This window comes from Solibacillus sp. FSL W7-1464 (genome assembly GCF_038004425.1).
GTDB lineage: Bacteria > Bacillota > Bacilli > Bacillales_A > Planococcaceae > Solibacillus.
Genome location: NZ_JBBORC010000001.1, coordinates 1383685 through 1403388, shown reverse-complemented (window position 1 = coordinate 1403388; position 19704 = coordinate 1383685). Strand labels below are relative to the sequence as shown.

Below are 19704 nucleotides of genomic sequence, written 5' to 3'. Positions count from 1 at the left end.
TCCTCCTTACGCTTGAAGCTGCGCGTAAATATCTTTCCAAACAGCTAAGCGACTTTCTTCTTGAAGTAATAAACGTTCTGTTTCAATCTGCTCGACTGCCTGTTCAAGCATATGCTGGCGTAATCCTTCTGCCTCAATGGCAATATAGCTTGCTGCCCAATCCATCACTTTGGCTTTTTCTGCTTCCAGATAGTTTTGTGCATTTGGCTTTGTTAATTGCTCGAGCGCATCACGCAATTGTTCTTTTTCATTCTTTTCAAAGAAAGCTTTCACATTTTTAAAGTGTGATTTTACCCCTTCATATGGTGTTGAATCTGCAAATGGTCCAGCAAAGTCCAAAATTTCCGGCTCTTTCGATTCATAGCTTAAAAATGCGAAGCTTGGATTCAGTTCTTTTAATTCACGCGATTCTTCTTTAAACAGTTCCTTCATCTTCTTCTCAACAAATTGCGCTAAGCGGAAATTCGTTACACGCAATTCCTGAGCGAAGTCAAAGCTTAACGCCTGAAGCACTTCTTTTAATGCTGTTTGCAATGCTTGCTGTGCAGGCATTTGCGCGAACGTGGACGGATTATAGCTTTCACGGTAGAAGTCCGGATAGCGGTAGTACACACGTTGCAGCACATAGTATAACAATTCGTCCAGTTCTTGCTTTGTTTCACTTTCAAGCATGGCTGTCTGAGTTGTCTGGAACTTGGAGCGTACATGCTTCTCCAAATGAGCCAATTCTTCAAGTCGTTCATCTTTCCGTTTCAGGTTCTCTTCGGTTTGTATGATTAAATCATTCAGTCGGGCTTCTGTTTTATCTACTTCCTCCTGCAATGCCTGTACCGCAATTCCCATCAGTTCATCATTCAGGAAATGGTGGAACGCCTCTTCAAAAGGTGCTATACCTGACTGATGTTCAAGCTGATCTTGCTTTTCTTTTAAGGCCAGTAAACTCGATACTCCGTATAGTCTTGGGAAACGGATACCGAAACGTTGAAGCTCTGAACGAACGTAGCCTTTTACTTCTTCCTCTTCCTCCATTGTGGAAGCCAAGTCAATCGCATTCACGATGAAGAACATTTTATCCAGTTCAAACGCATCTTTTACACGTCCTAGCTGAATCAAGAACTCACGGTCCGCTTTTGCAAATGCATGGTTGTAATACGTAATGAAAAGAATGGCATCGGCATTTCGAATGTAATCGAACGCTACACCTGTATGGCGTGCATTGATCGAGTCGGCACCCGGTGTGTCTACTAATGTTACACCCATTCGCGTAAGTGGTGAATCAAAGTAAAAATCGATATTATCCACAAAACAAGAACGGTTTTCCTGCGCTACGTATTTTTCAAAATCATGACGGTTCACGCGCAAAGTCGTTCCCAGTTTTGTCACGAATGTTTCATAACCTTCCGAATACGCACGGATAAATGATTTATGAACATTCAGGCGCTCATCTGTTAATGGAACAGCCAAACCTTCTTCTGCACGATCATATGCTTCTTTTAGTGATGATACTTGAAGGCCAATTGCTGCATACGAACCTTGAATATCTTCAAGTAGCTGTGCTTCATCTTTTAGATGAACATCGGCTGTTTCATGTGGATGTTCCGGTGTGACAGGACGAATTTTATTGATCGCTGCTGTCGTCGGATTTGGTGATACCGGTAATACGCGCTCACCCATCAATGCATTTGAAAAGCTTGATTTACCCGCACTGAATGCACCGAATAAGGCGATTGTAAAGTCGCGCTTTTGCAGACGCTCCACTTTTTTTGTCAAGAAGCTGGACACTTCTTTGAATCCTTGAACGTCTTTAATAATATGCGCTGTTTTCAGTGCTTTTTCAGTGACTTTATCAACATTTAAACCTGAACCCACTTTTTCCTGCGTTTGTTCAGCAGCAATTTCTGTTTCCTGATCTTTCAACTGCAGCATCGACTCATCAAAAGGACGAATATCTTTCAATGCCTGCTCATGTTCGCGCTTCCAATTTTCCAGATAAATCTTGGATTCCGCGCGAATTTCATTGGAAACTTGTTTCATTAATGTGTTGCTGAATGCCTGGAATTTCTCGATTTGCAGAATATGCTGAAGCGCATGCACTTTTTCGGACATGGCATTAATTTTAAGCTTAACAGGTGCTGCCGCTTCTCGTGCAACTTGCTCCAATGTATCTTTTTGCTCAAGCTTCCATGCATCTGTTGTTTGGACAAAGTAACGTTTTGTCGCCTCTGATACACGATTCGCAAAGTTCAATACCGCATCTCCCGTTATGACTGCGCTTTTTTGCACCTGATCTTCAATAATCGAGAACGGGAAACTAAATTCCTTATTGTCAATACTTGCGGCACGTTCGTCATTCAAAGCACCGACATCTTTCAAAGCTTGCTTCATCAATGCTTTCATATGGCCGGTAATTTGAGATTGGACAACATGGTTAAAGCTTGCATATGCTTCTTCCTGACGTCGCGATTTCTCTTCTGCTGTTTTCTTTTTCGCAGTAAACAGTCCGCCAACTTTAAAGTCTTCTTGCTGACTTTCTAAATAGGCACGCAATTTATCACGGACATCCGCAGGCATAATCGCAGCATTTGCAAGCAGGTCTTTACGTTTTTTATCGAACTGCTTATCAAATACATCAAACGAGAATAATTCAGTTTGACGTGTCAGTTTTTCATATTGCTCTAAAATATCATCACGGTGCTGCCAGTCATCTTCAGTAACTATTTCAGCGTATGTCGTGAAGCGGTCCTGCTTTTCTTCTTCCAAATACGCTTCATGTTCATGCTGAAGCTTCGTCAACGTATTTTCTGCCGTAGAGATTAATTGTTCCTGCCAGTCGTTCATCGAATCCATGACGATTTTCTTTACTTGATCAAAATCGTTGTCCGGAAGCTCTTTTTCACGCAATGATGTGAAGAAAATATTTTTCGGGTAAACACCCCAAGCCGCAAACGAGTTATGAACGGATTGTTTGAAATCTTCAAATGACAGTTCAGCTTCACGGTGCTTGTCAATTTGATTGACGATTAAATATACATTCGGATTGTATTTCATCAATTGCTTTGTAAATTGGAAGTTCAATTCAGATTGCACATGGTTGTAGTCCATTGTGTAGAACACCATATCCGCAATATGCAACGCGGATTCCGTACTCATCGCATGCGCATCATCCGTTGAGTCAACACCCGGAGTGTCCATTACCGTTACTCCTTCAGGCAAACTTGACGTGCTATGTCCAATTTCAATTTGCGATACCAATTCACCGTTTTTGCTCAATTCTTTTACCTGTTTAATATCATAGCCCGCTTCAAACTTTACCGGCTTTTCATTGTGTAAATAAAGAATCGCAAAATCTTCATCCGATTTATGCACTTTAACAATGTTCGCACTAGTCGGGATCGGACTTGTCGCTAAGATATTTTCCCCCGACAGTGCATTGATCATGCTCGATTTGCCAGCAGAGAAGTGACCGGCAAACCCGATAACGAATTCCTTTTGTAAAAGCTTGCGTGCAAAGAGATGAAGCTTTTCAATTCGTTCTGTATCTTCATTTTCTTTATAAATTATGTATTGTAATGCCGATTGCTGTAACAATCCCTGAATTTTCTCGTCAAACATCGTCATATTACTACCCCTTTATATCAATTTATATCTTTTCGCCTTAAATTCGCCATATTTCTATAGTACCATGCCCAGTCAAGAAAATCGGCTAGTATTTTTTTAAAATTATTGTAATCCGTATTTTTCCAGTAAAGATTAACCTTTTCCTTATGAAATTGCTATTTCGAAATAATCAGGTTATTATGCGCATTTGAAAGCATTATTATGATTGTAGTGTAAAGATTTATAAAATCTCCTCATTACCCAACATAATATCAGTATAATAAGAAAATAAAAAGTTTGGAGCAGAAATTGAAATATGAATAGATTGAATAGACAAGTTAAACAACCGAATAAAAAACAAATCCAACCTGCGCTGCTTTTTTGCTATTTCTGTTTTATTTGCATGTCGATTTTTTCAAAAACAATCTTACTCCCCCATACATATTAAACTTTGTCGAACAAAGCTCGTCAAAGGAATAATTTTAGTATTATTTCTTAAGTGACTCATGTAAATATCAACCGGATTAATAGTTCCAATCGATCCTATATCCACTACCCTTAATAAGTCTGCTTCAATTTCCTCTGCAATCAAACTTTCAGGCAATAGCCCGATACCTAAACCTTCCTTAATCAATTTTATAGCAAAAATAACATCATTTATTTTGTTGAATTTCTTTATGTCATATTCATTCTTTAACCATTCAACTACCGGGGTATGTTCATTTAAATAACCTACATAAAGCTGATGCTCATCAAATAGCTCTTTAAGCTGTAAATCCAATTGCTTCTCAGCCAGCTTTAATTTTGAGGAATAAACCAGTCTTAACGGTGAACGGTCAATACGCTCCGAATGAAATTCTTTATAAGTAAATTTATGTAAACCTAGTGCTACATCTATTCGCTGTCCTCTTATTGCATTCTCTAACTGTACTTGATCTTCCATAACAATTTCCACATTAAATTGTGGATGTAATTCAATAAAATTATGGATCTGCTCTAATAGATTCGTATAAAGTAAGGCGGGTGACACGGAAACTATTAACGGAACGACCGGATTTAGTGATTCAAGATGAATTTCATTCGTACTAGCTTCGATTTGAGCCACCAGATTTTTAGCAATCGGATAATATTTTTCGCCAATTACAGATATTTTTACTTTTGTATGTTCACGGTGAAACAATTGAACCTGTAAATGTTCCTCTAATAATTTCATATGTACTGTGATACTAGGCTGAGAAATATACAATTTTTCTGCCGCCGCTCGAAAACTCCCTTCTTCGGCAACTGCTATAAATGATTTTAGCCATTTTATATCCATTTCATCCCCCTCTTATTAATAGTATTAATCAAATATATTAAAATTTATTAATTCTGTTAATTTTAAGTCTATTATACACTGTAAGCACTAATCGAAATGAGGTGCTGAAAATGGAAAAACTAGTTGCAGCTTTCAGACGTTTCGCCAGCCATGAAGCTAAAAACAATAGCCCGCTTTATGAATATTGGTGTGAAAGGATTATAACCAACGGGCAGCTATTGAATCTCATGATGCATATTCCGGAGACGCAGCCAAAACCTAATTTATTTTTTGGGTCTGTGCAGTACTTATCAGCCCAAAAAGAAACCCCATTAAAACAAATATTCGAAAATCCTTATGAAGTAAATATGGAAGAAAGCTTTCAATTGCTCATAGATTTCTGTATACAACATTCGGATGAACTGTTGCAGTTGTTTCAGACAAAGTCCGTTCAAACAAATGAAGTACAGCGGGCCAGCTATCTTTATCCGATTTTTTCAGAGATTTCCGAAGAAACAAAGCAACCGTTAACCTTAATAGAGATCGGTACAAGTGCAGGACTTTTGCTTAATCTAGATGGGTATCGATATGAAATCGATCAGGAACCGCCGATTTCATTTGGCAATGAAAATAGTCCTCTCACTCTTTTTGCAAAAAACTACGGCACTCCTATCACTTCTGTGGAAAATTTGGATATTTCACAACGTATCGGAATCGATTTAAATATTATTAATTTACAAGATTCGGATGAATTTTTATGGCTGAAAAGTTTAATTTGGCCCGAACAAATTGAACGGAAAGAAAATTTAGAGAAGGCACGAACGATTAATCGGCAATATTCAAAGCTTTTACTAAATGGTGATTTCAGAATCTTTATTCCCTCTTTATTTGATACACATGATCTTAAAGATAGTCAGATTATTATTTTGCACACACATGTGGCAAATCAGTTTTCTGCTAAATTAAAAGCGGAATTATTGGCAATGCTTCAGCAACTAAGCCATATTCAAAGTATTTATCATATTTATAACAATATGGATGATGCTGATTTACATGTGGATTTCATTGATGAGGGTATAACTAAAACTGTCAAAATACTAGAAAATACAGACGGGCACGGCAAGTTTTTTTTATGGAATCAACTTCTCAAATAGTAATAATTACGATTAAGATGAAAGCCAAACATCTGAGGAGTTTAAAACTTATTATGAAATTGGGTATAAAACAACTACGGACCGTATTGTCATTGAAGATCGTTTTATTACTTTTTATGATCATGGTCACGCGCATAAAGGAGAATACGCATATGATGGCTATGAAATTTTAACTTATGAAAAAGGTAATCGTGGGGTTCGGTTTATTTTCAAACATGTTGGAAATGAAACAGGCGTCCCTGCTTATGTTCAGTTTAGCGACCACATTATTGCACCTCAAAAATCTGGGCATTACCATATCTACTGGGGGAATGATCGTGAAGCTTTACTAAAAGAAGTAACGAATTGGCCAACCTATTACCCTTCACATATGGATGGCCATGAAATTGCACATAAGATGATAGCACATTAAAAATTGAGTACACAAAAACAACCATTTGCTCATTGAGGAAATGGTTGTTTCAATTATGTGCAAAGCAAGCTACATTTGAAATTATTTATCTATTTTTCTAAATAAAGATGAATCGTGCCATCTATTTCCAATACACTTTCCGGCTCCGGTAACTGCGCTTTTACTGTTTCGCCTTCTCCATGTACTTTAATTTGATAAGGATATTCCAACTCCATAATTTCATTTACAGATACACCTACTAAATCAGGTACGCGCTCCGTCAACTCATCTCCCCAACGATATTGCTTTTCCAGTTGGCCTTCTCGATCTTTTTCTATCCCCAATATTGGTGCAATATCTTCAATAATCTGTCCAACAATCGGTGCTACAATTGTACTGCCGAATACTACTTCCCCTTTTGGACTGTCAACCGCTACATATACAACAACTTCAGGATCATTTGCCGGTGCAAAACCAATAAATGATACAATATAGTCCCCATCTTTATAGCGTCCATTTTCTACTTTTTGAGCAGTACCCGTTTTCCCGCCAATGCGAAGTCCATCCCGATATGCAGCCCGCCCTGACCCATTTGCTACAACGGACTCCAGCGCGTCTCTTACTATTTTGGAAGTTTCCTCACTGACCACATTGCGTTTTAAGGTCGGCTTATTCTCAATGATTACTTCTCCACTTTCCTGGTTGTATACTTTTGAGACAACATACGGCGTAAAGAGTTTACCACCATTCACAGCTGCTGAAACCGCCTGAACCTGTTGAATCGGCGTCACAGATATACCTTGCCCAAAAGAAGTGGTAGCATGTTCGACTGGACCAAATGCTTCTTCTGAAAATAAAATACCTGACGCTTCTCCGGCAATATTGGAACCGGTTGTTTGACCGAACCCGAAGTTTTTAATGTACTTCATTAATTTATCAGCACCGACTCGCTGACCTAGTTCGATAAATCCCGGATTACAGGAATTTTCCACTACTTGTAAAAAAGTTTCCTCTCCATGACCATCACGTTTCCAACAGCGAAGTTTTACACCTTCCACCATCGTATAGCCTTTATCAAAAAAAGTGTCTTTTTCAAGGTCCACTACATTTTCTTCAACGGCTGCACTCAGTGTAATAATTTTAAAGGTTGACCCCGGCTCATATGTCATCCATACCGGCAGATTTCGATTAAAGATGGATGATTCTATTTCTTCAAACTTAGAAGGATCGTATGTAGGATATGAAGAAAGAGCTAGTATCTCCCCCGTTTTAGGGTTCATCGCAATGGCCAATGCCTGTTCTGCATTATATTTTGTCATAGCTTGAGACAGTTCTCGTTCTATTACTTTCTGAACTTCCACATCAATTGTTAAGCCTACCGTCGCTCCTTGCTTCCCTTCACGCCATTCATCATTCACATGAGGTAAAGCCTTTCCCTTTGCATCAGTAAACAATTTGATCGCTGCATCTTTAGAAGTCAAAAGTTTATCATATTGATATTCAATCCCTGCAAGTCCCTGCGAATCATATCCAGTAAATCCTACGAGTCTTGATAACAGATTCCCGTAAGGATATATCCTGTCGTAATCTACACCACTATATAGTCCGTCAATTTTCAATTCCTGAACTTTAACGGCTTGTTCGTATGAAATGTTTTTCGCTTCCGGTGCAAGTTTGACGAGATAACTTTTTGAATTCATTTTTTCGTATAGTTTTTTCGCATCCAAATTAAGTACTTCTGCAATCTGGTTTGCAGCTTGTTCAATATTATCATTCTGTGTTGGCATGAAATAAAGCGTTGGCGCTAATTCATTCGTAACAATTAGTTTACCGTTTCGATCCGTAATTTCCCCGCGCTCTGAAGTAAAGGGAATTTCCCGATCCCAATTCGTTTTTGCAAGCTCTGTTAGTTTATCGTGCTGAATAATTTGCACATAAAACAGTCTTAAAAAGACAATAACTCCGAAAAGAATAAAAGCAGAAAAGATTAACCTCAATCTTTTTTTGGAAATAGTTGAAATCCACTTCAAAAAATTCACCTCAATATTCACATTATGAATAAAATTGATTTTCTATTCGAGCAGCTACATGTCGAATAGCTCATCGGATTAGAAGAATACCTTCTCTTTCTATTTAGATGAATGTCCTTTACAATAGATATGAATTATATTAATAGTACATATAATAGTTTATAACTATAAAAACGAGGTGTTTTCTATGGAATTACGACAGTTGGAGTACTTTTTAATGTTGTGCGAAGAGATGCAATTTACGAGAGCGGCTGAACGGCTTAATATTGCACAGCCAACTTTAAGCCAGCAAATAAAAGTGCTTGAAAATGAAATAAATACCCCTTTGTTTCACCGGATAGGCAAGAAAATCAGCCTTACGGAGGCCGGACAGATTCTTTATCGCCAAGCACAAACGATATTTCAAACATTGCATACTACAAAAATGCAAATGCAGCAATTGGCTTCGCTTGAAAAAGGGATTCTGCGTGTGGGCGCGTTGCCTGGTGAGCTGACGAATATTGTGTCAGATTTAGTATTGAAGTTCATGCATAACTATCCGCATATACAAGTAAAGGTTACTTCTGGTGAAGATATTCATACATTACTGAAGAACAATACAATCGATTTCGGATTTTCGTTTTCACCACTCATTGAAAACTACGATGAGCAGTTTGTGGAGATTCCTTTATATAATGAAAAGTTCTGTTATGTAGAAAGCAAAGACGCTGCTACTCACCATGATGGGACCGTACAATTACGCCATATTTTAAATGAACCACTTGTTTTGTTTCCAAATGCGCATCTTTGCCGGCGGATTTTAAATGCTGCGGCAAAATCGGACAAGTTAATGGTTGAACCGAAGTTTGAAACCTCAAGCATTCCCGCTATTTTTCAGTTTGTCGAGCAAGGTCTTGGCGGAACAATTGTAGCTAAAACACTGTTTGATTTACATGCTTCGGATAAACTGCAGGCTCATATCATTCAGCACCCTTTGCTGGAAAGAGAAACATTGCTCATCTATCAGAAGGAGCGCCAGCAATCGCCTGCTTTTAAGGCATTTCTTGATTTATTGAAGCCAGCGCTGACAAATTATCAGTTGTCTTTGTCTGCTAATTCATTGTAGGGGCTATTCGGTAGTCCCTTTTGTCTTTTATCAAGAGGGATGGACGGTGTTGTTGCGAGATTTTCTAATATAACCGGAAATGTTCTAATATAATACTATTTATTCTAATAAAATGCAGATTTTCTAATATCTCTTCTAGTTGTTCTAATAAATGTTCGGATTGTTCTAATATTCCCTACCAATCTTCGAATATCACTCGGACTTTTTCTAATAAAACGCCGACTTGTTCTAATATAAATCCAAATCTAGTACTTCTATATGAAATCTTCGGTCAAAAGCAGTGCTCGGCAAGCTTTATTCTAAAATCTTGGTTCAATCTTCTAATATCGCCCCAAGTTTTTCTAATAAGTCCCCCAAAAGTTCTAATAAAAGCCCTGCCAAAGCCTAAGTTTACTTTTAATCTTAATTTGCCTTGATAGCCTCATAATAAATTAATTTTTATATCAATTAGTGTCGGGTAATATGCAATCCGTCCCCGTCACCCAATAAAAAAAGCAGCACCTCTAAAATCGAGATGCTGCCCGTAGCCCAACTATTATTTCTTCTTAATTGAAATTGTCCAAGAAGCTTCGCCTAATTGTTCATAATTTGTCACTTCATGACCGTCTTCTGCAGCCCAGCGTGGAATTGATTCCGTGCCTTGTGTACAGTCGAATTGTACTTCAAGCTCATCGCCCGAATTTAACTCTTTAATTGCTTCTTTTGCTTCGATTAACGGAAACGGACAAACCATTCCTAATACTTCTAATGTTTTTTTCATGTAAATTCTCTCCTTAAGCACGCGCTGCTGCACGTTTTTTTGATGGACGCACAAATACAAAGTACGATGCTGTCCATGTACCCAAAATCATGAATACTAAAGCAACCCAACCTGACCAAGTCATCATAGATGTCATAACAAGACCGTTCCCGATTGAACAGCCGCCTGCAATACTTGCGCCGAATCCCATTAAAATACCGCCGCCAGAGCTGCGTACAACTGTTTTTGTATCCGGTGTACGTAAACGGAATTCACCGCTCATTTTAGCAGCGAAGTAAGAACCGAATAAAATACCCATTACAAGGAATACACCCCAGTTAATGATGTCTAAGTCCCCAGTTACTAAAAACTGCAGAACGTTTGCTGAAGGTGTTGTAATCCCTAAACCGAAAATACGTCCTGATGCCGCACTTAACGGCCAAGCCAATGTTGCGATCAAACCGATTAAAATTGCTGTCACATACGGATTCCAGCGTTTTTCGAATAAAATATGTGCCAAGCCTGTTTTCTTAGGTTTCAAGCCTGGAATTTTCACTCTTGGTTTGCGCAATTCACGGTAAACGATAAATGCCACCAATGCGACAAACGGAATGACTAAAAACCAGACATTAATGCCAAATGTATCGGCAATTGAATCCGTACCTACTACCGGTGTACGTGCATCAACTGTAAATTGTGCTAATGGGCCAGATTTCATGATAGCTGCCATTATCATGTAGAACGCCAATGCGATCCAGCTCCCGATTAAGCCTTCACCCGCACGATACCAAGTACCTGTCGCACAGCCTCCTGCCAAAATAATCCCGATACCGAAAATAAATGCGCCTGCAATCGTTGCCCATAATGGGAACTGACCTGCTGTATATTCAAACGCCCCTGCCTCAATCAGCAGGAATACACCTACCGCTTGAACTGCAATGGCTACTAGTAAAGCATAAAACATACGATTATCTTTTGCGATGTACATATCACGGAAACCGCCTGTTAAACAGAAACGTCCACGTTGCATCACAAAACCTAAAAGAGCACCACAAAGGATACCCGTAATTGCCATTTGCAACAAAATAATTCCTCCTATTATTAAAACCAAGTTTATCAATAGGGATATAATATAATATTTTACCACTATAACACAAGTATTTTGTTTAAGATTAAGATAATCGTATAAATTTAGTTGGTTTTCTTGTTTAAAGGACGAAAATGACAGTATTTCACTACAATAGAATAATACAGATTTTAAATTTCAGAAAATTCACTGTTTTAATATAATAAGATGCTATTTTTGGAAGCCCATACTAGCCCGGACTTTTTCGGGAATCATTACAACTTCTGTTTTCAGATCAATGGAACCAAAACTTTCATCGATGCATTCATACCAGTATTCCAAATGTTTTTTATCAATCCAATGGGTGGAATCATCTACATCCACCCCACCGCTTCCTTGCACCGAATACCAATATAGATATTCATCACCATTCAAATGTTCATGAAAAATCGTTTCCACATACATCTTCTCTCCGTCCAGTGTTACGAGAACTTCTTCCATATGATCATTTAAAAATTCCATCCACTCTTCTACTTTAGAGGTTTTCCCGGCTTTTACACGATATCTTGTCAGCTCTACTCTCATTGAAAGCCTCCTCTCATTTCACCCAGTACTCGGATCCATCGTCACTCCGCTCCATAAAGCCATACTCAATCAAATGACGGCGCAATGATACAAAATCAATATGAACCGTCTTTAAAATTTCATTTACTTCTTTTTCATGGTAGTGCTTTTCTGCCTCAAAACGCTTTAAAACATGCTGCAGGATAATAAGCTTTTTCTTTTCCTTACTTGGAATTGTTTCGATCCCTGCGTCCAACCCGTTTTTAAAATAGGTAGTCAGTACTTTTTCCCGTTCCTTCTCTTCAATACTGTAACGTTCGTCCACTTGTCTCGCCCCTTTATGTATTTGATAATGTTCAGGATTTTTCATCAGCTGCATGAGAGCAACAAAAATTTTCGCCTGTTTTTCCTTTTCGCGAAGTTTAAAGCGATGCTGGCGTACTGTTGATACACTCGACAAATTGCTGTCATTTACAATTTCCTGATCGGTTTTGCCTTCGAAGAAATGCCGCATCATTTCAATTTGAACTTCTGATAACCCGCTTACTTTTTTATCTAGAGCAAGCAGAGCATGAAATGGTGAAATATGTTCCAGCTCAATATGTTTTTTAATTATGCCTTTCGCTGTCAGAAAACGGTTGTCATATGAAAAGACTTCATCTAAATGATAGGACTGTTTACAAAACAGACATTGATAACTTTCCTGTTTCATTTCATATCCTTTTATAAGTGCTTCCGTTGAAATATTTTGAATTTCCAAAAATATCACCTCTATTATATTTATAATGTACGTTACCTTATTTGTAAACATTTTTACATTATGTTTACTAATACAAAAACTTCCCCATTATATAATTTCCTCCAGAGTAAAACCTGCATTTCCTTTTGGCGTTGTTCGCTCCATAAATATCAGGGTTGAATTCCTAAAAAATCTATGGCATACTACTAGTAATTTACCGGAAAGGAAGATGAATGGCTGATGGATAAATAATTCTATTTTACACGTAAAATGTATACGCATTTTCACATAAAATAGGATTAGTCTGCCCATTTATACTCCTTTAGCGAACTTAAAGGCTTATTTACGTAAGATTACTAATCCTTCTGACTTTTTCAGAAGGATTTTTTATATATAAATATTCTTTGTGAATGCGTATACTTTCAAATCGAAATTTGGAGGTATGCATCTATGCCAATAGAAATGAAAAACGTATCATTTAGCTATGACTTACTTGAAGAACCATTATTTAATAACATTAACTTAACGATCGATAATACGTGGAAACTTGGTTTAATAGGCCGCAATGGTCGCGGAAAAACGACTTTGCTGCATTTACTGCAAAACAAATTGCCGTTCAGCGGAACAGTAATAAGCGATGAAGAATTCCATTATTTTCCCCTGGCCATTCGTGATCCGAAAATAAGTACGTATTATGCGATTGACGAAGCAATGCCAGTTGAACTATGGAAGCTTGAGCGGGAATGCCGGCTTTTGTCGCTCGATCCATCGTTGCTATGGATGCCATTTGAGCAACTGTCAGGGGGTGAACAAACTAAAGTAATGCTTGCTGCTGTCTTTTGTGAGGAAAAACGATTTCTGCTGCTCGACGAACCGACGAACCACCTCGATATAAAAGGCCGTTCCATCGTTGCAAACTATTTGAAAAAGAAAAAAGGCTTTATCGTCGTCAGCCATGATCGTCAATTTATCGATGAAGTGGTCACGCATATATTGGCGATTGAAAAAAAACAGCTTAGCCTATACAAAGGGAACTATTCCATCTATGAACAGCAGAAGAAGCTGCAGGACGAGTTTGAACTCGAGCAAAATCGTTCATTAAATACTGAAATTAACCGCCTGCAGAAAACGGCCCGTGAAAAGTCTGACTGGGCCGCGCAACGTGAAAAGCCTTCAGGTAATGATCCGTTCGGGAATGCCATTGCAAAGCGTATGAATAAACGAGCGAAAGCAATCGAAAAACGTACACAGGAGAAAATCGAAAACAAAACAAAGCTCCTGAAAAATATTGAAACAATAAGCGATTTGACGATTAACTGTCAATTTAAGCATCGAAATCCTGCGCTTCGGGTTAAAAACTTTACGTTAAGCTACACAGACCAACCGCTGTTCAAACCCATTTCATTTGAAATTTTCCAAGGAGAGCAAGTTGCCATTATCGGACCGAACGGCAGCGGTAAAACATCACTTGTTCAATATTTACAAGGTAATTTTTCCGGTACTGTAAACGGCGAAATAATCATGCCACAGGGATTGAGCACAAGTGTGATCCGTCAAAATTATGATGATAACCGGGGAACGTTAAAAGACTTTGCCCTCGAACACCAAATCGACTTCACCTTATTTTTGAACAATTTACGTATTTTCGGTTTTAACCGTGATGTTTTTCAGGTTCCAATCGAAAAGATGAGCATGGGTCAGCAAAAGAAAGTCGAATTTTCAAAGTCGCTCGGACTCGAAGCAGAATTTTATATTTGGGATGAACCGCTCAACTATTTGGATGTTTTTAACCAGCAGCAGATTGAAAATATGATTGCTCATTTTAAGCCGACCTTATTGTTTGTGGAGCATGATGCAACATTTATAAATAACACGGCAACAAAAGTTATCGAGCTTCTTCCTTATCGTTAAAATAAGAAAGGAACATTCCCCTGCTTTGATGGGAATGTTCCTTTTCCTATTATAAACAAAATAAATCATATTCCTTTGACAGGTGCATTAAAAAATCGATGCCTGCTACACTATTGCCAACTTGGTCAATGGCTGGTCCATAGATGCCGATTCCAATAGGGCCTTGCAGTTGTTCTATTTCACCATTACGTACAACCGCAATAATGGCGCCGGATACACCGCTCTTTGCCGGTAACCCTACAAACGCCGCAAATTTTCCGGATGCATTGTACATTCCGCATGTGAGCATTAAAGCTTTAGCAATATTAATTACCTCTTTATTGCAGCAAGCTTTACTTTCTTTTCCATTAGTAGCAAAATAATAGGCCATTTTCGCTAGATCTGACACATCTACTGAAATCGAGCAAAGCTGTAAATAGACCTGAAGCGCTTCCTCCACATCAGATTTCAGGAAACCGTTCGCCTGTAGTATATAGGCGATCGCCCGGTTATAATCGGCTGACTTGTATTCCGAAAGATAGATTTCATTGTTGATATTCACTTTCTTTCCAATCATTTGTTCCAAATAAGCCGTCACAGATTTCACTTTTTCAAACATTGTCTCACCCGGAAGTAACGAAGCAATCGTTATCGCCCCTGCATTGATCATCGGGTTGAACGGCTTATTATTATGACCTTCCAAGCGGACGATCGAATTGAATGAGTCTCCTGTCGGCTCCACATCGACATAATGCATGATCTCCTCGATACCGTGATGGTTTGCAGCAACCATAAAACTGATTACTTTCACGACACTTTGAAGGGTAAAAGTTTCTGTACAATCGCCTAATTCGATTTCCTGTTCTGCACTTAGTAAACTTACCGCAAACAAATCACTGCTTGCTGCAGCAAGCGCCGGTATATACGAGGCGACCTGACCACTTGCTGTCATTTGTTTTGCCTGTTCATAAATTTTTTGTAATTTGCTCATTCGACACTAGTTGCCGTAACTAGTTGCTCACCTCCTCATTTTTCTAACATGTACCCTACTCTCCATTTATTATTTCCTTTTTTCTACTTGAATATATTGTATAATTTTAACATATATCCAAAACTATAAATTAGTAAAGATAGGTGATTATATGTTTGAACCACTGCAACGTGGAGATAAGATCGGCATTTTTTCATCCTCTGTACCGGCAACTGCTACCGCAAAATTGCGCTACAGTCGCGGTAAAGAATTTTTGGAGGGAAAAGGGTTTCAAATTATCGAGGGAAATCTTACAGGTAAACAAGATGGCTATCGGTCAGGGACGCCAAAAGAACGTGCCGAAGAATTCAATGAGCTACTAAAAGACCCATCGATAAAAATGATTATGTCCTCAATTGGCGGGACGAATTCGAATAGCCTGCTACCCTATTTAGATTACGAAGCATTTAAAAATAATCCGAAAATTGTTGTCGGCTATTCAGATACTACTGCAATTTTACTGGCTCTATTTGCCAAAACGAATATTCCTACATATTACGGTCCGGCTCTCATCCCCTCTTTCGGAGAATTTGAGCCGTTAGTCCATGAAACATACAATTATTTCGAACGCTATTTTTGCCAACCGAGCATTCCGTACTCGATTTCTATGCCACATGTCTGGTCAGACGAAATGATTAACTGGCTCAATTATGAGAAGCCAAAAACACTTTACTCAAATAATTGGATCGGTGTTCATGAAGGTGTTGTGGAGGGGCGTTTAATTGGCGGCAACAATAATACAATGTACGGCTTTATCGGGACATCATTTTTTCCCGTTATTCATACTGGTGACATTTTACTGATAGAGGATTCATTAAAGTGTGCGTCAACTGTAGAAAAGAATTTTGCGATGTTAAAACTGCACGGGGTCTTCGACAAAGTTGGCGGTATTCTCCTTGGAAAATATGAGCTCTTTGATGATGAGGGGACAGGCAAGCAGCCGCTTGATCTGTTATTGGAACAGTTGGATGGAAAAGTAATCCCTATACTTGCAGAAGTCGATTGTGCCCATACCCACCCGATGTTCCCTTTGGCAATCGGCAAAAAAATTCGTCTGGATACGATCAACCAAACGATTACGTGTATTGAACATTGGCTTTAGCTATTAAGGAAAGGAACTTTTCGACATTCAAAAGGCTATGGAACTCCGGAATTCAATAGCCTTTCAATATATGCCGTAAATTCATTTCAGAATTAAAATTCTACTCTATTGCATAAAAATCGCATTGTCAGCTTGACAATGCGATAAATGATTTTCATTAATTTACTGTATTTTTTAACACATAGTTTCCAATTGCCACATAAACGATTACTGTTGCCCCAATCAAAGCATACAACATTTCATACACCGCCCTATACACTGATAATAATTATCATTTTCATTATAAATGGTCCGAAATTTTCTGTCAATACAGACTCTTTTAATTTTCTTCTATACATATACTAAAGTTACATGGTAATATGAATTAAAAGTCTAGGAAGGAGAAAAAAATATTGAGTAATTCGACGCATATTCAAACTATTTTAAACGGGACAATAAATTCATTAAAAACTATATTGCCTATGATTATAGATGTAAAATCTCCTTCAATCATAAATGAACCGTACGAACAATTCGAGATGGGGGTACTCATAGGATTGGTTGGTGATATTAAAGGACGTATTATCATTGATGGTACACCGGAAAAATTTGGTGCAATCGGTTCTGCAATGTTCGGAATGCCTTTAGAAGGTGCCATGCTGGAATCTTTTACTGGGGAACTTGGTAATATGATTGCCGGTAATTTATGTACATACACGGTACAACATGATCTGGAGCTTGATATTACGCCACCTACCGTGATGGTTGGACATACAAAGTTATATGGTTTTAAGCAAGCATTTAAAATACCCGCTACTTTAGAAGGCATCGGGGATTTTGTTATTCTTTATACAATCGATACTGATGAAGACGAATAAATTAGTACTGCCTTTTGTTGATTATTTCAGTAAAAGGTTTTTTTATTTACCGACGGTTTTTCAATTTTTTAAAAACTCATTCCTTATTAGAAAATCTTTTGCCCGCCCAAGTAAAATCAAACAAAAAACCCCGCTCGAAACACTCGAATGGGGTTGAAATCTATTGTGGTTCCACTGCTAAAATATCTATAAAGTGAGATTTCACGCTTGCTTCTTCATTATTTAGTAAAATATGAATGTCACCATGGTCATTCGATGTACGAATTAAACGGCCCATTCCCTGCTGAAGACGAAGCTGCATGAATGGTAACTCGACTTCTTCAAATGGATTTTGTGCAAATGAACGTTTTGCATCAAACAACGGGTCATGCGGCGGGAATGGCAAGTCGAAAATAATGACGCGCGTTAACGCTTCTTCCGGTAAATCCAAACCTTCCCATAAATGATAGGAACATAATGTTTTCACTTCCCCGTTTTGGAACTCACGGACAATTGCAGAAAGCTCACGATCGCCTTCAAATGCGATATTTAAGCGTTCCATTAAACCTACATTTGATTTAAAGTGATTCATTGCCTGTTTCGACTTAAATAAAATTAACGTCTGTTTATCATCTTTCAAAAGCTGCTCGACTTTTGCAGTTTTTTCGGATTGCGAAAGTTCGTGTAAATAAATTTTCATTACTTCTTCATAATCAAACGGTGATGGTACACTGAAGCTTTGGTATTGTTCAATGCCTAAGCTTGATGCGATATAGCTGAAATCCTTATTCACCGAAAGTGTTGCCGATGAGAACACGATTGGCATTTTTTTCGAGAATAATGTTTCTGAAAGCACGTCTGTAATCAGGCGCGGCATAATGACGAGCGTCTCTTCTCCATCTGTATCCTCGAGCCAATCAACAGCATCGCCTTGCGCAACAAAAATACGAATCGCTGCAACATAATGCTCTAAAAATTCTTCCGCCATATTCAGCTCATATTCCGGAATCATATAGAGTTCCGATTCAAAGACGAATTCTTCCAGCAGCTGGTCGACATATGCAATCACACGCTCGCCCAACTGGATCAGTCGCTCTGATTTCACAATACGTTTACGGTCTTCTTCTGATTGAATGACATCTTCACGTAACTGGTCAAAAAACAGTTCATGGTGATCTTGTAAATGTTCCATTGCATATAATGTTCGTTCACGAACACCATCAACCATCAATCGTTCCAGCAACTCTACGATCGTATACGCCTGAACTTTGTAAGTTAATGCTTTTTGGGCTGCATATTCAAGTAGATGTCCTTCATCAAGCACCATCATTGAAACTTCCGGCAATAGCGGCAACTGTCCTTCACGTTCACGTGATTCCTTTGTCGCCAAATGCTCCATTAAAAAGTCTTGCGAACAAATGATAAGGTCCGTCGATTTACGGTAATGGGCACGGTGTAACGTTTGACCGCAACGATTACGCAAATCGCATACCGCGCATTGCATGATTGAATTATAGTTTACTTTCTCCCAGTCTTCATCCGTCACTAACGGATAATCCGAGCGCTCCCCGTATGGCTGCACGGCAATCATACTGCCCTGTGCATATACACCGTCCGGAATTGAAAATGCTATATCATCAATCCATTCATCCGTTTCAGTTTTTTCCGCTTCTTCAAAACGTTTTAAACATAAGTATTGGTCACGTGATTTTGCAAGGCGGACATCAATATCCAGTCCTAATACATCACGAAGTTTATGAATATCGCCGCCCTCTTTTACGAGCTGGTCGATTAAAGTTTCATCTGCACAGGCAATAAGTGCCGGTTTTCCTGTATAACGTGCATAGGATACAGCCGGTAATAAGTAGGCGATCGTTTTTCCTGTTCCTACCCCAGCTTCCGCAAATAACACGTTCTTTTCCTTTAAAGCTTGTTCTATTTGGTAAGCCATGAAAATTTGTTCGTCACGGCATTCAAATCCTCGTTCTGGCAGCTCATCATATAATACGTCACCGAGCCAATCACCTAACGAATCAAAGAAAGTTTTTTCTCTTGAAAGTTCAAAAGGTAAAGATTTTCTCAAATGGATGTTCCCCCTCAATATGAGGCGGAAGGAAATGATTACAGTTCCTTCCGCAAATACTAACAATTTACAATTTTTTAT

At 38.5% G+C, this 19704-nt stretch carries 14 protein-coding genes and 1 pseudogene; 6 read left to right on the top strand and 9 right to left on the bottom strand.

The genetic code is table 11. From position 1 onward, the window contains the following. Nucleotides 1-6: 6 nt before the first annotated feature. Together MKZ25_RS06710 and MKZ25_RS06705 are read right to left on the bottom strand one after the other, a co-directional pair. The gene (locus MKZ25_RS06710; RefSeq protein ID WP_340800808.1) at nucleotides 7-3618 is read right to left on the bottom strand and encodes a dynamin family protein; all 3612 of its coding nucleotides are present in this window, start codon (nucleotides 3616-3618) and stop codon (nucleotides 7-9) included. A gap of 406 nt (nucleotides 3619-4024) precedes the next feature. Then, nucleotides 4025-4915 (bottom strand): LysR family transcriptional regulator, encoded by an 891-nt coding sequence (locus MKZ25_RS06705; RefSeq protein ID WP_340800807.1) that lies wholly within the window; start codon nucleotides 4913-4915, stop codon nucleotides 4025-4027. A 110-nt stretch (nucleotides 4916-5025) separates the two neighbouring features. Here MKZ25_RS06705 and MKZ25_RS06700 point away from each other — a divergent pair, with 110 nt between their 5' ends. Both MKZ25_RS06700 and MKZ25_RS06695 read left to right on the top strand, forming a co-directional pair. Next, complete coding sequence (locus MKZ25_RS06700; protein WP_340800806.1) at nucleotides 5026-6048, top strand: DUF2332 domain-containing protein; 1023 nt, start codon at nucleotides 5026-5028, stop codon at nucleotides 6046-6048. Nucleotides 6049-6073: 25 nt separating this feature from the next. Continuing rightward, nucleotides 6074-6460 (top strand): annotated as a pseudogene (locus MKZ25_RS06695) (ZinT/AdcA family metal-binding protein); the annotation flags it as partial. A gap of 89 nt (nucleotides 6461-6549) precedes the next feature. Here the strand turns inward: MKZ25_RS06695 and MKZ25_RS06690 are convergent. After that, a complete protein-coding gene (locus tag MKZ25_RS06690; RefSeq protein WP_340800805.1) occupies nucleotides 6550-8469 on the bottom strand; it encodes a penicillin-binding transpeptidase domain-containing protein in 1920 nt (639 codons plus the stop codon). Nucleotides 8470-8656: 187 nt separating this feature from the next. Here MKZ25_RS06690 and MKZ25_RS06685 point away from each other — a divergent pair, with 187 nt between their 5' ends. Next, a complete protein-coding gene (locus MKZ25_RS06685; RefSeq protein WP_340800804.1) occupies nucleotides 8657-9574 on the top strand; it encodes a LysR family transcriptional regulator in 918 nt (305 codons plus the stop codon). A gap of 535 nt (nucleotides 9575-10109) precedes the next feature. Here the strand turns inward: MKZ25_RS06685 and MKZ25_RS06680 are convergent. From MKZ25_RS06680 to MKZ25_RS06665, 4 genes are all read right to left on the bottom strand, one after another. After that, complete coding sequence (locus MKZ25_RS06680; RefSeq protein ID WP_340800803.1) at nucleotides 10110-10334, bottom strand: sulfurtransferase TusA family protein; 225 nt, start codon at nucleotides 10332-10334, stop codon at nucleotides 10110-10112. Nucleotides 10335-10347: 13 nt separating this feature from the next. Further along, nucleotides 10348-11397, bottom strand: coding sequence for a YeeE/YedE thiosulfate transporter family protein (locus MKZ25_RS06675; RefSeq protein WP_445326854.1), 1050 nt, complete (start codon nucleotides 11395-11397; stop codon nucleotides 10348-10350). 213 nt (nucleotides 11398-11610) lie between these two features. Continuing rightward, entirely contained in the window at nucleotides 11611-11964 is a 354-nt protein-coding gene (locus MKZ25_RS06670; RefSeq protein WP_340800802.1) for a DUF6176 family protein, read from the bottom strand. Between the two features lie 13 nt (nucleotides 11965-11977). Further along, nucleotides 11978-12712, bottom strand: a complete 735-nt coding sequence (locus tag MKZ25_RS06665; protein ID WP_340802982.1) for a DUF2087 domain-containing protein — start codon at nucleotides 12710-12712, stop codon at nucleotides 11978-11980. A gap of 420 nt (nucleotides 12713-13132) precedes the next feature. On the opposite strand from MKZ25_RS06665, the gene abc-f reads away from it, so the two are divergent. After that, nucleotides 13133-14593, top strand: coding sequence for a ribosomal protection-like ABC-F family protein (gene abc-f / locus MKZ25_RS06660; RefSeq protein WP_340800801.1), 1461 nt, complete (start codon nucleotides 13133-13135; stop codon nucleotides 14591-14593). Nucleotides 14594-14642: 49 nt separating this feature from the next. Here abc-f and glsA read toward each other — a convergent pair whose 3' ends face one another. Next, nucleotides 14643-15563 (bottom strand): glutaminase A, encoded by a 921-nt coding sequence (glsA, locus tag MKZ25_RS06655; RefSeq protein ID WP_340800800.1) that lies wholly within the window; start codon nucleotides 15561-15563, stop codon nucleotides 14643-14645. Nucleotides 15564-15714: 151 nt separating this feature from the next. Here glsA and MKZ25_RS06650 point away from each other — a divergent pair, with 151 nt between their 5' ends. Continuing rightward, on the top strand, nucleotides 15715-16704 hold the full coding sequence (locus MKZ25_RS06650) for a S66 family peptidase (RefSeq protein WP_340800799.1): 990 nt from the start codon (nucleotides 15715-15717) through the stop codon (nucleotides 16702-16704). A gap of 392 nt (nucleotides 16705-17096) precedes the next feature. Beyond that, complete coding sequence (locus MKZ25_RS06645) at nucleotides 17097-17561, top strand: chemotaxis protein CheX (RefSeq protein WP_340800798.1); 465 nt, start codon at nucleotides 17097-17099, stop codon at nucleotides 17559-17561. Between the two features lie 160 nt (nucleotides 17562-17721). On the opposite strand, the gene MKZ25_RS06640 is transcribed toward MKZ25_RS06645, so the two are convergent. Next, nucleotides 17722-19623 (bottom strand): ATP-dependent DNA helicase, encoded by a 1902-nt coding sequence (locus MKZ25_RS06640; protein WP_340800797.1) that lies wholly within the window; start codon nucleotides 19621-19623, stop codon nucleotides 17722-17724. Nucleotides 19624-19704 lie beyond the last annotated feature (81 nt).

Excerpts from the sequence above, each read along its gene's own strand:
- MKZ25_RS06710 (WP_340800808.1), bottom strand. The coding sequence starts at position 3,618 with ATGACGATGTTTGACGAGAAAATTCAGGGATTGTTACAGCAATCGGCA.
- MKZ25_RS06705 (WP_340800807.1), bottom strand. The coding sequence starts at position 4,915 with ATGGATATAAAATGGCTAAAATCATTTATAGCAGTTGCCGAAGAAGGG.
- abc-f (WP_340800801.1), top strand. The coding sequence starts at position 13,133 with ATGCCAATAGAAATGAAAAACGTATCATTTAGCTATGACTTACTTGAA.
- MKZ25_RS06700 (WP_340800806.1), top strand. The coding sequence starts at position 5,026 with ATGGAAAAACTAGTTGCAGCTTTCAGACGTTTCGCCAGCCATGAAGCT.
- MKZ25_RS06670 (WP_340800802.1), bottom strand. The coding sequence starts at position 11,964 with ATGAGAGTAGAGCTGACAAGATATCGTGTAAAAGCCGGGAAAACCTCT.
- MKZ25_RS06685 (WP_340800804.1), top strand. The coding sequence starts at position 8,657 with ATGGAATTACGACAGTTGGAGTACTTTTTAATGTTGTGCGAAGAGATG.
- glsA (WP_340800800.1), bottom strand. The coding sequence starts at position 15,563 with ATGAGCAAATTACAAAAAATTTATGAACAGGCAAAACAAATGACAGCA.
- MKZ25_RS06650 (WP_340800799.1), top strand. The coding sequence starts at position 15,715 with ATGTTTGAACCACTGCAACGTGGAGATAAGATCGGCATTTTTTCATCC.
- MKZ25_RS06680 (WP_340800803.1), bottom strand. The coding sequence starts at position 10,334 with ATGAAAAAAACATTAGAAGTATTAGGAATGGTTTGTCCGTTTCCGTTA.